General features: G+C 35.2%; 15 protein-coding genes and 1 tRNA gene. 15 read left to right on the top strand and 1 reads right to left on the bottom strand.

What is annotated here, in order from left to right; all coding sequences use genetic code 11:
- Positions 1 to 8: 8 nt before the first annotated feature.
- Together HCCG_RS02130 and HCCG_RS02125 are read left to right on the top strand one after the other, a co-directional pair.
- Positions 9 to 1,304, top strand: coding sequence for a hypothetical protein (locus tag HCCG_RS02130; protein ID WP_002955742.1), 1,296 nt, complete (start codon positions 9 to 11; stop codon positions 1,302 to 1,304).
- Between the two features lie 6 nt (positions 1,305 to 1,310).
- A complete protein-coding gene (locus tag HCCG_RS02125) occupies positions 1,311 to 1,988 on the top strand; it encodes a hypothetical protein (protein WP_015453834.1) in 678 nt (225 codons plus the stop codon).
- A 15-nt stretch (positions 1,989 to 2,003) separates the two neighbouring features.
- Here HCCG_RS02125 and HCCG_RS02120 read toward each other — a convergent pair.
- A tRNA-Lys gene (locus HCCG_RS02120) sits at positions 2,004 to 2,079 on the bottom strand.
- Between the two features lie 118 nt (positions 2,080 to 2,197).
- On the opposite strand from HCCG_RS02120, the gene HCCG_RS02115 reads away from it, so the two are divergent.
- The 13 genes from HCCG_RS02115 to HCCG_RS02065 all read left to right on the top strand — a co-directional run bounded on the left by HCCG_RS02115 (position 2,198) and on the right by HCCG_RS02065 (position 14,122).
- Positions 2,198 to 2,905 carry a hypothetical protein gene (locus tag HCCG_RS02115; RefSeq protein WP_002955740.1) on the top strand — a complete coding sequence of 236 codons (708 nt, stop codon included), beginning with the start codon at positions 2,198 to 2,200 and terminating at the stop codon, positions 2,903 to 2,905.
- 22 nt (positions 2,906 to 2,927) lie between these two features.
- Positions 2,928 to 3,242, top strand: a complete 315-nt coding sequence (locus HCCG_RS02110) for a hypothetical protein (RefSeq protein ID WP_002955739.1) — start codon at positions 2,928 to 2,930, stop codon at positions 3,240 to 3,242.
- 15 nt (positions 3,243 to 3,257) lie between these two features.
- Positions 3,258 to 3,521: a hypothetical protein gene (locus HCCG_RS02105; RefSeq protein WP_002955738.1), complete on the top strand. Its 264-nt coding sequence runs from the start codon at positions 3,258 to 3,260 to the stop codon at positions 3,519 to 3,521.
- 9 nt (positions 3,522 to 3,530) lie between these two features.
- Positions 3,531 to 3,671 (top strand): hypothetical protein, encoded by a 141-nt coding sequence (locus tag HCCG_RS11900; RefSeq protein ID WP_154645867.1) that lies wholly within the window; start codon positions 3,531 to 3,533, stop codon positions 3,669 to 3,671.
- Complete coding sequence (locus HCCG_RS02100; protein ID WP_002955737.1) at positions 3,668 to 6,013, top strand: VirB4 family type IV secretion/conjugal transfer ATPase; 2,346 nt, start codon at positions 3,668 to 3,670, stop codon at positions 6,011 to 6,013. Before HCCG_RS11900 ends, HCCG_RS02100 begins: the two co-directional genes overlap by 4 nt.
- Positions 6,006 to 7,241, top strand: a complete 1,236-nt coding sequence (locus tag HCCG_RS02095) for a hypothetical protein (protein WP_002955736.1) — start codon at positions 6,006 to 6,008, stop codon at positions 7,239 to 7,241. Before HCCG_RS02100 ends, HCCG_RS02095 begins: the two co-directional genes overlap by 8 nt.
- Before the next feature lie 3 nt (positions 7,242 to 7,244).
- Positions 7,245 to 7,391, top strand: coding sequence for a hypothetical protein (locus HCCG_RS11895; RefSeq protein WP_154645866.1), 147 nt, complete (start codon positions 7,245 to 7,247; stop codon positions 7,389 to 7,391).
- 5 nt (positions 7,392 to 7,396) lie between these two features.
- Complete coding sequence (locus tag HCCG_RS02090) at positions 7,397 to 8,581, top strand: VirB8/TrbF family protein (protein ID WP_015453833.1); 1,185 nt, start codon at positions 7,397 to 7,399, stop codon at positions 8,579 to 8,581.
- 9 nt (positions 8,582 to 8,590) lie between these two features.
- Complete coding sequence (locus HCCG_RS02085; protein WP_002955734.1) at positions 8,591 to 9,013, top strand: hypothetical protein; 423 nt, start codon at positions 8,591 to 8,593, stop codon at positions 9,011 to 9,013.
- Between the two features lie 2 nt (positions 9,014 to 9,015).
- The gene (locus HCCG_RS02080) at positions 9,016 to 10,401 is read left to right on the top strand and encodes a TrbG/VirB9 family P-type conjugative transfer protein (RefSeq protein ID WP_002955733.1); all 1,386 of its coding nucleotides are present in this window, start codon (positions 9,016 to 9,018) and stop codon (positions 10,399 to 10,401) included.
- A 321-nt stretch (positions 10,402 to 10,722) separates the two neighbouring features.
- Positions 10,723 to 12,084 (top strand): DNA type IV secretion system protein ComB10, encoded by a 1,362-nt coding sequence (locus tag HCCG_RS02075; protein ID WP_110550382.1) that lies wholly within the window; start codon positions 10,723 to 10,725, stop codon positions 12,082 to 12,084.
- 12 nt (positions 12,085 to 12,096) lie between these two features.
- Positions 12,097 to 13,845 (top strand): hypothetical protein, encoded by a 1,749-nt coding sequence (locus tag HCCG_RS02070; protein ID WP_002955731.1) that lies wholly within the window; start codon positions 12,097 to 12,099, stop codon positions 13,843 to 13,845.
- Between the two features lie 73 nt (positions 13,846 to 13,918).
- On the top strand, positions 13,919 to 14,122 hold the full coding sequence (locus tag HCCG_RS02065; protein ID WP_002955730.1) for a hypothetical protein: 204 nt from the start codon (positions 13,919 to 13,921) through the stop codon (positions 14,120 to 14,122).
- Positions 14,123 to 14,260 lie beyond the last annotated feature (138 nt).

Raw genomic sequence — 14,260 nt, 5'->3', positions numbered from 1 at the left:
GATAGACTATGCTAAAAGATATGTGGGATATATACAGGACTTCAAATCTCCGCACAAATGTGCTGTTTTGCTTGATTCTAGGAATTAATGTTGGAATGTTGCTGTTTGCTTGTGGGGATTTGAGTATCCATCATAGGGAAGCTGCAGGGGTGTTTTACTCACAGGATTTACTTTTTGTGGTGGTGCGGTTTTTCCTTGATACTTTTGGGTGGAATGACTATGTTTTGCGTTTGCCTTTGATACTTTTACATATAGGTAATATGTTTTTAATGTATAGAATCTCAAGACTTTATCTTAAAAAGCCACGCGATAGCTTGATTGTAGTGCTGGTGTATGCTTTATTGCCCGGGGTAATGTTGAGTGCTTTGCTTGTGCTAAAGAGTGGGTTTATCATCTTTGTATCGCTTTTGTGCTGTTATTATCAAATGCGTTTTAAGAGAATGCCTTATGTGATGATGTTTGTAGCGGTATTTTTAGATGGCAGTTTTGCGGTTTTATTTTTTGCTTTGTTTTTTTATACATTAAGGAATAAAAATACGCTTGGTATGTTTATCACGCTTGTATTTTTTGCATTAAATATGTATATATTTGGGTTTGATGTTTCAGGCTCGCCACGCAATTATTTTCTGCAGAATCTTGGCAAAATGGCATTGTATTTTTCACCCTTGCTTTTGGTGTATTATTTTTACACGATTGTCAATGCGTTAAAAAAGCAAAACAATATCCTTGTAGATATTGGTGCGACTTCTATGTTTTTTGTGATGTTGCTCTCATTGCGGCAAGATGTGGATTTGGAGAGCTTATTTCCTATGAGTGTGGTGGCATTGCCTGTGGCGATACGACACTTTTTTGCTGATATGAGAGTGCGTTTGCCAAATTTTAGGGCAGTGTATGTGCGGCGATTTGTGGTGATTTTTGCATTATTATGTATGCAAAGTTTGGTGTTGTATGGCAACAAGGTGCTGTATCTTTTTGGTGTGCAAAATCACTTTGCAAGTTCATATTACATAAGCAAAGATGTGGCAAATGTGCTTCAATCTCGTGGAATAGAATCTATCAAAGTGAGTGATTCTAGGCTAGAGTTGGCATTGCGATTTTATGGTATAAAAAGCGAAAAAAACCCCTATTTGCTGCCTATTACTGATTTGAATGAAAGCTATGTAGATGAGATTGATATTGTATATTTGGGTAAAAAGGTGGCAAGCTTTGTGGTTGTGCCAACTTCTTCTGGCAAACCTTTAAGCACAACACAAGCTCATAAAAATAAGCAGATAGATAAAGCTAAAAATCCCAAAACACCATAGGCTACAATGAAGCTTTTTGAATTTCTTATCGCTCTCTCGCTTATGCTTGTGCTCTTTTCATTCCCTTCTATCAAGGCAAATCATAGCCTTGAGAGTGCATATAAAAGCCTTGCTACGCATATTAGAGCCACGCAACTTGCCGCTTTGAGTGATGATGTTGTTTTGATACAGCTTGAATCTGCTAGAGATTTGCTAAGATTCTATCCTTCTAGCAACGCCTTAGCATTAATGCAGCAACATCACAATGCGATGTGGCAGATACAATTTCATCTAGGCAGAATCTACACAACTTTCAGTTATAGCATATATGCGGATACACCACGACACGCTACAAACACAAACTTTGATAGTCGTCCAATGGCGGGAGATATGATTTTAAAAAATATGGATAGAAAATGCTTGAGTGCGTATAATAATACAAATACCGCACAGGAATGTAAGAATAATGCACAAGCAGAGGTGCGTTTGGGTGAGTATTTTGGAATAGAGCAGATGTTTTTAGAATCTGATAGGTTTTGCAGGGAAAATGGCGGAGGGAGAATCTACTTTGACAGGCTAGGTGTGCCATATTGCGGCAAGATTCCAACGCCTTTGCAACAGCCATTTAAAATCACACTACAAAAGGGCAAATATACCAAAAGTCTTTGTGTTATGCCAAAAAGTGGAATTGTTAAGGAGTGCTAAAGCAATGTGAAAGGATGGTGGACGCACAGAGGATCGAACTCTGGACCCACTGATTAAGAGTCAGTTGCTCTACCAGCTGAGCTACGCGTCCTTATAAAAAAGTGCTTCCAAATTTTTGGAAGTGGGGATTATACAAAAATGAATTTTAGTTTTTGATTAAAATTGTATTTTAAAGCAAACTCTAAGTTTTAGGAGGAATGGAGCAATGAATGTCTTACATTTCCACCAAAGACTTGAACTTGGCATTAAAACGAGAGTTTATTCTCACAAAAACTTATAAGCTCTTACTTCCTTATTTTAAGGCGTATAAGAATCCAAAAATCTTTTTGTTTCTTATGGGTTTAATTGAAAAATCTTCTCTAAGAAGCACACGAAGAGTAATTTTCAATATTCTAGACACTTCCTATGAGTTTGATATTTGCGAAAAAACAATCAAATCTTGGCTCAAGCAATTAGAAAATCTTAAATTGCTTAAAACGCAATCTAGGAAAGGACAGATTTATGCGGTAGAGCTTTTTGACTATGAAGCTGCAATCTCTAAGGCAGAGACAGAACAAAAACAAACTCAAAGCACTTCATCTTGTAGAATCAATCTTCCAACCCCAACAGCAGAAATACCAACGAGATTCTACAAGAATATACAAAACATCATTAACAAGATAATCAAAACTCAAGGGCTACAAGAGAAGAAATTTAAGCTTGATGAAGAGCAATGGAGATTAGCCCCAAGTCAAACAAAAACAAAAAGCTACAAAAACATCATCGTTGAGTTTGAAAACACACACAATTTACAATTTACAGCACTTCTTACCTACGAGCAAATCACAGGTAAGAGTCTTCCTAGTCTTTCACACCCCTATCATCAACAGATCATTAGGGCGAATCTCAAAAAATCACTCAAGCTGATGGCAGCTTAATCTTAATTTCAAAGGAAAAAAAATGAGACCAATCACAATGCAAGGACAAGATAGAAAATCTTTAGTGTTTAAATTTTTAGTTATCGCAGCAATTTCAATGCTGCTCCCAGAAGTTGCACTATGTGCTGACTTAAATAGTATGGTTACAAAAATCTTTAGCTGGGTTAAAACAGCTCTCGTTGCCATAGGCACACTTATCATTATAGCAGTAGGTATTTATTTTCTTAAGAATCTTGAGAGATGGAAAGAAATTTTTGTGCAATGCGTGGGCATTATTGCAGCAACCTTGCTTATTATGAACGCAGATACAATCTCTCAATGGGCTTTTCAAAGCTAAGAGGCAAGATTCATAATGCTAAAAATTAATTTTATTGCTACTGAAAACATAAGAGAGCTAACAAAAAGAGAGAAATTCCTAAGACTTAATCTCAAGTCTTGGGTTATTTCAGTGATGACTGCTCTTATTACACAGCCTCACATTGGAATCTACTCATTCTTTTTGTTTATAGGCATATTGACATTTTTCTATATCGCAGAGTTTTTTGATGATGACATTGTAGATATTGCCTTATCAAATCTACAAATGAAAACAGGCATTCCTGTTTATTATCCATAAGGATAAGCAATGCTATGGAAAATACTATCAGCAATATTTCATTGTCTTTTGTTTTTTGGTGGCATAGCTCTTATATCGGTAAGTTTTTATTTTGCAATGCCACAAAAAACATCTCAAAGCCTTATAGAAGCACATAGGACTATACAATGAATATCACAGAAAAAATTAAACGCAGTATAGCTAACTTTATCTATTCCGCTTTGCCTAATCAATATTCAATGTGTGAAGAAAATAATATTTTAGGAATCTATGATGAATACTTCCTTATTACCAAAGGAGAAAACTTTGTAGGAGCTATTGAGCTTGAGGGATTTAATTATAACTCTGCCACAGAGCAAAGACTAATTGACCTCTCTATTGATAGAATTAACTCTCTTAATGCACTCAATGACACAATGGAAGCAAGAATTGTGGTGCGTAGAAGAGAGATGACCTACAATAGAAAATATGAGATAGACAATATCTATGCTTCAAAATTAATCAATCAATGGGAGAACAATCAGCGTGTATTTGTTAATAGCTACCTTGTAATTTTTGAAACAAAAAATACAGGCACAAAAGGCTTTTTTGAAAAGAAAAAGCTTGAGATGACAACATCAATCACAGAGGATAGCGATAACAACATCACTTATGTTAATAAGCTAACTATCCTTAAAGCTACCATTGAGAGATTTATGCAAACGCTTTCTATCTATGAACCTAAAATGCTTAATTCCACAGATATTTTGCGTTTTTATGCTGAATATATTAATGGTGTATATATTCCAATCAAAGCTCACAATGGACTATTAAGCGATAGCTACATAGGCAGCCTAGTGAGCTTTCATAAAGATTATTTCATACAAGATTTTAACGGACATAAAATCTTTAATCGCTTTATTGGCATTAAAGCCTACGATACAGAAGAGATAACAAGCCTTACAATCAGCAACATCTTACATTCTCATTATGAGCTTGATTTTTATTTGAGTATAGATTCTATTTCAAAAGAAAAAGCTCAAGCAAAAATTAAACAAAAAATGAAACTTGCTCCAAGCTTTGCTAAGGCTCAATTACACGATTTAAAAGAAATGATAGATTCTGATAGGCTTTATATGCAAAATCTATCTTACACCATTCTCATTAAGGCAAAAAGCAAAGATGAGCTGAATGAAGCAAGCGGCACAATCTTAAATGAACTCAAAAATGCAGGGCTGATTGCTGTGAATGAAACACTCAATCTCCAACCCACATTTTTTAGTATGTTTCCTAACAAATCATTCCTTAATGCACGAAAACGCACACATACAAGCAAAAGCATTAGCACAATGATTCTATTTGAAAAAGAATATCTAGGCAAAACCAAAAATAGCTGGGGCGATACGCCTGTTACTTTACTTAAAAATCAAAGTATGTCGCCATATCTCTTTAATTTTCACGCAGATGATACAAAACAAGTTGTGGGACACACTATGATTGTGGGCGGCACAGGTGCAGGTAAAACCACACTTGTTTCATTTTTAATGGCAAATCTCTTTAAATACGATATAGACTTACTCGCCCTTGATAGACTAAATGGGCTTTATAGCTTTACAGAGTTTTTAGATGGGGAATACAATAATGGAGAGGATTTTTATATTAATCCCTTTACATTGCCTGATGATACAGAATCTGTAACATTTCTTACTTCTTGGCTTGTGTCAATGATAGGATTGAATCCTGAACCAACAACACAAGAAGAAGCCGAAAAACTTAAAAGCATTGAATCTGTTATTAGAAACTTGTATCATCATCTTACACCACAGGGGCAAAGATTTTCACTTAAAGATGTGCAACAAAACATCGTAAAGACAAATGATCAGCATATACCTTTGCAACTTGAGAGATATTTGCAAAACCCACTTTTTAATAAAGAACACGATGCCCTAGAGTTTAAGAAAAAGCTCACTACGCTTAATATGGACTTTATCATTGAAAATGAAAAAGATGCAGGGCTTATCGCTCATTATCTCTTTCACAAAATGATATATCGTGCGAAAAACAGCAATAAAGGCTGTTTTATCTTTATTGATGAGTTTAAAAGCTATCTTTCAAACCCAACTTTTAATGAGCGAATTGCTTTGACGCTCACTCAAGCACGAAAGGTTAATAGCGTGCTTGCTATGGCATTTCAAGATATGCACCAGCTTGATAATGTTAAAAATGCAGAATCCTTTGTAAGAAACCTAGCTCATATTATCATATTCCCTACTTCAGACATTGAGATTTTTGCCAAATACAACATTCATCTTGCTGATAATGAGATTAACTTCCTTGTCAATACTGGACAAAATGAAAGAAAAGTATTGATTAAAAATCTCATAGACCCAACAAAGAGCAATATTATTGATGTGAATCTCGCACGACTTGGCAAATATCTAAAAATCCTAAGTTCAGATTCTGATACCGTTAATACTATCAAAAAACTTAAGGTTCAACACCCTAATTGGAAGGAGATGTTTTTAAATGCCTAATATATATAACTTCATTATGGATTTATTCCAAAGTATTGCAAGTAGCTTTGGCACAAGTCTTACAGCCTCACTTGTGAATGTCTTAAAGATACATATTCTATTTACAGCCATTGGTATGATAATTATCATTACATTTGCAGTCAAAAAAATGCAAGATAATGATCTTTTCACAATTAAAACAATGATTGCTATTGTTTTAATGCTTTGCTATCTCGCATTGTTTAATTGGGCTATGCACAATCCACAAACTTATTTTCAATATTTTAGCTATCTTATAGATTATCCCTCAAATGCCATATCAAAACAGATTCTAGGAGCAGTCTCACACATACAGCCCCAAGCAAGTTCAGGGAATTTTAATGGGGGCATAGATGTGCTTATCCAACAAGCACTTAATGTAGGCTTACAGCTTCTGGAAAAAGTCAATATAAGCATTGGCTTTACAGGTATGCAAGGCACAATCTCTCAACTTCTAGCAGGAATTGCTTATTTTTTATGCACCCTTATTTTTACAATCCTTGTCCTATTTATAATTATTGTAGCTTCACTTCAAGTAATGATTTGGAAAAGCTTAAGCATTATTATTGTGGCTCTTGGATTCTTGCCTCAAACAAGAGGACTCATAGGCAAATACATAATGTTTCTTATCACACTCACAATGTATAAGCCTATGGTGCTAACTATCGCATTCTTTAATACAAAAGTTTCTCATTATGTCATTTCAAATATGCCTGATGACAAAGCATTTGAAAATGCAAGTATGATACAAGTAACAGGACAACAAGCCACAATAGTGGGTTATATAGCTCTAGGCATTATAGGCTGCTTTATATGTGTGTTTTTAGTCAAGCAAGTTCCTGATTTTCTAAGCAATATTATGGGATCAAGCACAAGTGTAGGCAAAGGTATGGCAACAGCTGCCACAGGAGCTATGGCATTAGCAACAGGTGCAGGTGCAGCAGCAAGTGTAGCAAGTGCAACAGCTCCAGCCAAAGCAGCTTATCAAGCTGCAGGTGGAGGTTTAGGAGGTATAGCCAATGCTGCAGCAGGTATTGCCACAATGGGCTTATCCAATAAACTAGGAGGCAACAAATTAGGAGAAAAAGCAAATGATGCAATAAATAAAAACAAAGCAGGTAATTTTACAAACAATGCTCTATCAAAAGGTATATCAGCAGGAACAAATGCTGTTAAAGGCTTAGGTAATAAACTTAGTGGAAAAGGATAAAAAATGAAACACATACTTACAACTCTCTGTTTAATCTGCGTTATTTTTGCACATTTTGGATGTGCGGCTATGCGAGATTCTAAAAGATACGAGATGAAAAAAAGCCCTTGTGCTTGTCTTGACTTACCACAAACAAAAATTAATGGATAAATGTAATGAGTGAAGAGATTAAAACCCAAGAATCACAAGAAAAGTCTCAAGAAAGCTATATTGATATAGAAAACACCTTTCAAAAGACACAGGAGCAAAAACCAATGCCTAAGTATCTTGAAAGTCTCAAAAGTAAGCTTAAAAAGATGAACACGCCTCATCATATTAAGCTTGAAACAATATTTGACACGATTCAAGATGCCAATAGCGTTTTTGCTGCTGAAAAAAAGACTTATGATTTTGTTATTAATCTCAATAAATTGCTTATCGCCATTGTTGTGATTGAGCTTATACTCATTATCACTCTTTTTCCCTTAAAAGAGAAAGAGCCTTATCTTGTGGGATTTTCAAACGCCACCCAAAACTTTGTGCATATTGAAAAAGCTAATGAAACTATCACAGCCAACGAAGCCCTTATACGAAACTTGCTTGGCTCTTACATCATCAATCGTGAAACCATAAATCACTTTGATGATGAAGAACGCTATGAAGTCATTAGAATGCAAAGCACAGGCAAAGTGTGGAAAGTGTTTGAAAATATCGTAGCACAAGAAAATTCAGTCTATGGCAATAGTCATCTCACAAGAGAAGTAAAGATTGTAAATATTGCTAAATGGAAAAATGGCTATGCCAATGCCGAAGTAGCTATCACTCTGCTATCACAGGGCATTATTCAAAGTCAAAAACGCTACAAAATCACAATAATGTATAAATTCAACACTATTGATATTGATTTTGATAGCTTACCAAAAAACCCAACAGGCTTTGAAGTGCAAGAATATGCGGTAACAGAAATTGCAACCATTAAAGAGCTTGAAGAAGAAAACAAGGTAGATCCTAAAACGCAAAAATCAAAGATTAAAAAAGCAGATAAAAGCGATAGTAACGACTTTTTAAGGCAATACCAATACAACGACAGCTCTCAAAGACAAAATAATGAGCCAAAACCACAGCCGCAGAATCTACCCACACAAAGTAACACTAACCCTATAAGCAATGAAGAGTATTCAAAGCTTACAGAAAGGGAAAAAAGGCAGGTTTTGCTTAAAGAGATTCAAGAGATGAAAGAAAAGCAAAAACAAAATCAAGACAATAAGGAGGAACAGCAAAGTCAAATACAAGAATCACAATCTCAAACCCCACAAAACCAAAATAATGGGGCTAAACCAACCCCAAATCCATTTTCATAAGGAGTAACAATGATCGGTAGTATGTTAGTTGGCACAATAATTGGAGTAGGCTTTTTTACATATAAGCCACTCTTTAGTGTATTAAAGAAAAATAAGTTTTCATTCAAGGCAGCTTACAATGATTATAAGGAAAATCAAGAGACAAAAGAAGCCTTTAAAACATTTGCAACAACGCAAATGGATAAGGTTAAAAGGCTTGTAGGCTCTATTAATGACAAAACACAAAAGAAGTTTGGCACAAGCACGCAAGACCAAGAAGATACTTCTTCTCCTAGTCAAACACATAAATTAGAACCTGCAACCCAAGATGACAATAAGGCTACACAATCTCAAAATGATAGTGGAGATACAGCACAACAAGACACACAAAACAACAACGAACAAGAAAACACAAACAAATCACAAGAGAATACAAATCAATCAAAGGAATAAAAATGAGAAATATTTACCGCTATCTTTTAGTTTGCATTTTTGCAGCCTCCACTTTTGCCGCAGAATCTCCATTCAGTGAGCCACAAAAAAATACTTTTGTAGATGAGGACGGCTCGGTATTTGCCGATGAAGATTTTCAAAATCGTGAAGATTCAAGTAGTGAAAACAACAAAATGATGTTTTTAGATTCAGTGCAAAAGCATTTTTGGAATCCTAAACGCAAACCACAAGATAACACGGTAAATATTATCCATAGAGATGGCGACACGCATAAAATACGCACAAGATACGCAATGACAACCACTATTGTGTTTGATAATGACAAAATCGCACAAGTCATTTTTGGCGACCCACAAGGCTTTGAGCTTAAAGAGCTTGGCAAAGACAAATGGGATTTAAGTAATATTATTACTATCCGCCCAAAAATGATAGGCATAGATACAAATCTCACAGTCATTGGCGAAAGCGGCACAATTTATACTTTTTATATCTTTTCAACCCATTTTACCAATAGAAGAGACCCAGCATTCACGGTGTTTGTAAGCAAAGATAGAAGTATCAGCAAAATTGCTATGACAAATCTTGAAGAAGATGAACACAACAAAAAGGCTAAAAACAAAAATAAAAACATATATAAACGCATTGAATACGAAGCCCTAGAAGAGGATGATGGCGAATTTATCAGCATAGGCGATAGGGTAAATAAGATTCAAATAGAAAAAGCCAAAATAAAAAGGGGCTATGTCCAAGTGCCAAAAGCCACACGAAGCTGGAAGACATTATGGCTACTCAAAGAAGAAAGCCCAATGTCAGTAAGAATGATGCCAATAGATATATTCAACGACAATGATTATACCTACTTCAAATTTGATAGAGAAGATGCAATGTCTAAATTCCCTGTTCTCTTTAAAGTCGTGGATGGATATGATAATCCTGTAAATGTCAAAATCGTAGGCAACTACATCATTGCTGAAGATCTAAGCGAAAAATGGACTTTAAAAATGGGAGATGAATACATTTGCATTAGAAAAGTAGATAAGCCACTTATCGTAAAGGAAAAATTCCCTGATGAAGATGTAAGAACCATACCAAAACAACATAGTGAAGAAGAAAAACAAAAAATACTTCAGCTCCAAAAACAACAGCTCCAAAAGAATGCAAAGAAACAAAAGCAGGAGCAACAAAAGGCAAAACAACAAAAAAAGAGTGCGGAATCTCAAGATTCTAGCCCTCAAATTCAAAATAACAAAGCCAAAGGCACAAATGCAGGGGCAAACGAAGCAGAAATCAATGAGCAAATCTACAATAATAGTAAGCGTTTAAGGGAATTAGAGCTGTTAAAAAAGGCAAAAGAAAGAGAAGAGAAACAACAAAGGGCAAAACAATAAATGAATCTTATGGGGCTTTTAAAAAATAAGTTTTTTATTATTTTTATCATCGTTTTTGTGGGGCTGTTTATTGTTTTGGCGGCTCTAAGTGAGAATGATGATGATATTGATGAGATTGAAACCAAATTTCCGCTTGAAGATTATTTATTTCAAGATTCTAAGGCTAAACAAATAGAGCAACTCAAAAAAGAAAAGGAGGAATTAGAAAATAAAAAAAATTACACGCAAATAGATGCGGATATGAAAGCAATGCAAGAAGAGTTAGTAAAGCAACAAAAATTATTAGAAATGCAGCAAGAATTAGAAAAGAAAAAAAGACTAATGCAGGATTTAAAAGATGCACAAGGCAACAATATAGAGCTTGATGAAAATGGTAACCCCATACTTTATGATAAAGATGGGAATAGAATCTACCTTGATGAGCAAGGCAGACCCTACACCTTAGATGAGAATGGCAATAGAAAATATCTTAAACCTGAAGAGAAGATATATTCCCAAAGTGGCGTGGAAGTCAAACGAGATGAGCAAGGCAATCTAGTTTTCTATGATAAGGATGGAAATAAGGTTATTGTAGATGATGGCAAAAGAATTACCACCGATAAGAATGGTAACAAGATTATAGAAGATGAAAATGGCAATTTTATAACACAAGACAAAGATGGCAATGTCATAGGCAGGGGAAAAAGAGACCCATTTGGGAAAGATAAAGATAAAAATTCACAAGAGAATGCAACAAATGAAAATGGAGCAAATAATCAAAAAAATCCTTATTTATTCTATGATGAGGACGGAAACCTTATAGGCGATGCCGTAGCAGTTGAAAATCAAAAGTTTGATAGCAAAAAAGCCTCTCCAAAACAACAAAAAATTAATAATTTACTTGCCTCACGCTTTGAAATACCCCAGCCTGAAGAACAACAGCAAAACAAAGAATACGGGGTAGATAGTTTTACAAACCTAGATGCCAAAGATGAGGGATCAAATGAGCATAAATTATTAAGAACAATCACGGCAGATAGAATGATTCCTGCCTTTTTAGTGCGACCCATATCCTCACAAATAGGCGGCAATGTGGTAGCACAAGTTGAAACCAATATCTATGGAGCAATGGGGAGGGCTGTGCTTATCCCTAAAGGCTCAAGAGTTATTGGCTTTTATCAAAACAACAATAAGATAGGAGAATATCGCTTGCAAGTTATTTGGACACGCATTATCACGCCGCAAGGCATTAACATTATGCTAACAGATGCCAAAGGTGCTGATGTGAAAGGTTATAATGGCTTGGTAGGAGAAGTGCATAGCCGCAATTTTGAACGCTATGGCATACCACTTAGCCTTTCTACCCTATCAAATGGACTTCTTTTAGCGGTTAATGCTATGAATCAGAATCCAGACAACAAAACAAGCAATACAGACATTGCAAACGCATATATGCAAAGTCAAATCCTATCAGGTATGCGACAAGATGTTTCTTCAATCATTCAACGCATAATCCAAGAGCAAATTAAGATTCAGCCCATTATCACAATTAGAGAGGGATCACGAATCTTTATTGCTCCAAGTCAGGATATTTTTATCCCCATACCAAAAAACAATGAGACTCTCGCAAGATTCTTCAATGAAGTTAAAGAGGTAGAAAAACCAACTTCAGAGGAAGATCCTTATGAAGATTCCATTAGATAAAAGGAGATATGAATGAAAAAGCTACTTCTAGTTTTAGTGTTAGTCCTAAGTTTAGCGTATGCTAAGATAGAAATTGCTCTTGAAGATGAAATAAGCTTTAGAAATGCAAGTGGCACATTGACTGCCAATATTACATACGATAATCAAAAAATGCAAGGCATAGGCACATATCGTGTAAATAACAAGAAAGTCGTCTTTAGCATTGATAGATTAAGCCAAAATGGCAGACTTTTTACCCTTAAACAACCTCCCAGCATAGTAAGGCAATTAAAAAGTGAAAATGCAAAGCTGCCAAAAGGCTCTCTTATTACATTAAAAGGGGAAAATCCTAATGAGTTTAAAGAGTTTGCAACAATATTGCAAAATGATGCTAAAGGGGAAAGCAATAATCAAGCAGCTAAAAAAGCTCAACAATCTCAACAAAGCTCAAGCCCTCAAGGCTCTCAAGGCTCAAGTGTAGGAAATATATCTGTGGGAGGGCAAACTCCCTCCGGACAGATTCCATATCTTCCTATTAGCTCAACTACAACAGGCGATGATGGCACACAAACTGATTCAAAGTGGAGTGCTCAATATTGTAAAGTGCCTGAATTTTTAGAAAATCAAATCATATTATCAATCGTTGATAAAGATGGGAATTGTGTAGAGAAAATGGCAGTGCGAGATGACACAAAATGCGAGTATCGCTTTGATTTTGTAAATAGCAAAGCCATTAAACAAACACAATTCTACTATGTAGATAATGAAAACAAGGTGCAGACCGTGGGTGATTGCGTGGATTTAGTTGGAGATGAATACAGAGTGGATCTCTACAAAGATGACACACGATGTGAGCTAGAAACAACAGATAAAGACTATGGAGGCGGAAAGGGAAGCTTTTTTGTAACGCAGATTCTCTTTCGTGGCATTGATGGACTAATCCACGAGGCAACAGATTGTATCGCCTATGGCAATATCAAAGAAGAGCTAGTGGATTATGAAAAAAATGACAAAACCAAAAAAGCAAGAAGAATAGTCAATCAATACTATATAGATCCATACACAAAAGAGCAACACTACATTACAAAAGGCGTAAAAACTGATGCGGAGTTTGACTATGTAGAAAAAGCTTGTGGCGATTGGGAAATGGATGATGTGCTTTTACAAGGTAAGAAAAGGACAGAAATTACATTTTATGACCAAGTAGATTATAAAGAAGTGCCTGTTACAAGCTGTGATTTTTCAGTGCAAGGGGGCAAAAAGAGTGAATACATAATGAAATATCAAGATTTAAGCTCTACTTATAAGGAAAAGGAAATCAGTAGAGAGCCTCCTAAAGATTTTGTAATTAATAAAAAGCAAAATACCACATACACTTACACAGAAAAATGTGGATTTTTGAATCTAGATAGATGTGAGAGAACTGCTTGCGGACAAAATCATCTAGGAACTACCAAATGGACAACCACCTATGTTTTAAAAGATGTAACTTCATACAAGGTGTATTTGCGACCTGATGGCAGTGAATATAAACAAAACCAAGATCCGAGTGGGGCTACATTTAAGAAAACATTTAGAGAAGTAAAAATAGGAGAAAACACTCTAAATCTTGATGAAAAAGCCCTTAATTACTATGAACTCAATGAGGGATTCTACAAAGATGAGCAAACAAAATTGAGTAAAGATTTTAATGATTGGATAACAAACTTTTATCAAAAAGGAGCAAATTGCCAAAATTTTAGCTGCTGGACTTGCACAAGCGAATTAAATTATAAATTTTAAGGAGGACAAATGACATAGAATCACATCACAAACTCGGTTTCAATAGGCAAAAATCTAAACAAAGGAGTAACAAATGGAAGAGTTAAACAACATAGCAAATAGCCGTGTATCCACAAATGAGATTAATGCTCTTATGGAGGATATTAATATGAAAAAAAGCAAGTTTAGCACAATGATTGTGATAGAAAAGGAAGTCAAAGAGCTAAAGGCTTTACAGGACAAGGTTGAGAAAAAGTATGCACGCATTAAAAAGCTTAATGAGCAAATACAACTCTAAGGATAATTATGCGTTCAAAAATACTTGAAACCCTTTTGGGAAAGCTTGATAAATATTTATCAATGGACATCAATGAAATTGCCTTTAATCAGGAAAAAGAGCTTTGGATTGCCAAAAATGGCGTGTGGGAAAAAATTG

Source organism: Helicobacter cinaedi CCUG 18818 = ATCC BAA-847 (assembly GCF_000155475.1).
GTDB lineage: Bacteria > Campylobacterota > Campylobacteria > Campylobacterales > Helicobacteraceae > Helicobacter_C > Helicobacter_C cinaedi.
This window is presented reverse-complemented; position numbering and strand designations above follow the sequence as displayed.

Bases quoted from the DNA above. Each gene is read 5' to 3' on its own strand.
- HCCG_RS02115 (WP_002955740.1), top strand. From the start codon at position 2,198: ATGTCTTACATTTCCACCAAAGACTTGAACTTGGCATTAAAACGAGAG.
- HCCG_RS02070 (WP_002955731.1), top strand. From the start codon at position 12,097: ATGAAAAAGCTACTTCTAGTTTTAGTGTTAGTCCTAAGTTTAGCGTAT.
- HCCG_RS02100 (WP_002955737.1), top strand. From the start codon at position 3,668: ATGAATATCACAGAAAAAATTAAACGCAGTATAGCTAACTTTATCTAT.
- HCCG_RS02105 (WP_002955738.1), top strand. From the start codon at position 3,258: ATGCTAAAAATTAATTTTATTGCTACTGAAAACATAAGAGAGCTAACA.
- HCCG_RS11900 (WP_154645867.1), top strand. From the start codon at position 3,531: ATGCTATGGAAAATACTATCAGCAATATTTCATTGTCTTTTGTTTTTT.
- HCCG_RS02075 (WP_110550382.1), top strand. From the start codon at position 10,723: ATGCAGGATTTAAAAGATGCACAAGGCAACAATATAGAGCTTGATGAA.
- HCCG_RS02095 (WP_002955736.1), top strand. From the start codon at position 6,006: ATGCCTAATATATATAACTTCATTATGGATTTATTCCAAAGTATTGCA.
- HCCG_RS11895 (WP_154645866.1), top strand. From the start codon at position 7,245: ATGAAACACATACTTACAACTCTCTGTTTAATCTGCGTTATTTTTGCA.
- HCCG_RS02130 (WP_002955742.1), top strand. From the start codon at position 9: ATGCTAAAAGATATGTGGGATATATACAGGACTTCAAATCTCCGCACA.
- HCCG_RS02125 (WP_015453834.1), top strand. From the start codon at position 1,311: ATGAAGCTTTTTGAATTTCTTATCGCTCTCTCGCTTATGCTTGTGCTC.
- HCCG_RS02080 (WP_002955733.1), top strand. From the start codon at position 9,016: ATGAGAAATATTTACCGCTATCTTTTAGTTTGCATTTTTGCAGCCTCC.
- HCCG_RS02085 (WP_002955734.1), top strand. From the start codon at position 8,591: ATGATCGGTAGTATGTTAGTTGGCACAATAATTGGAGTAGGCTTTTTT.
- HCCG_RS02110 (WP_002955739.1), top strand. From the start codon at position 2,928: ATGAGACCAATCACAATGCAAGGACAAGATAGAAAATCTTTAGTGTTT.
- HCCG_RS02090 (WP_015453833.1), top strand. From the start codon at position 7,397: ATGAGTGAAGAGATTAAAACCCAAGAATCACAAGAAAAGTCTCAAGAA.
- HCCG_RS02065 (WP_002955730.1), top strand. From the start codon at position 13,919: ATGGAAGAGTTAAACAACATAGCAAATAGCCGTGTATCCACAAATGAG.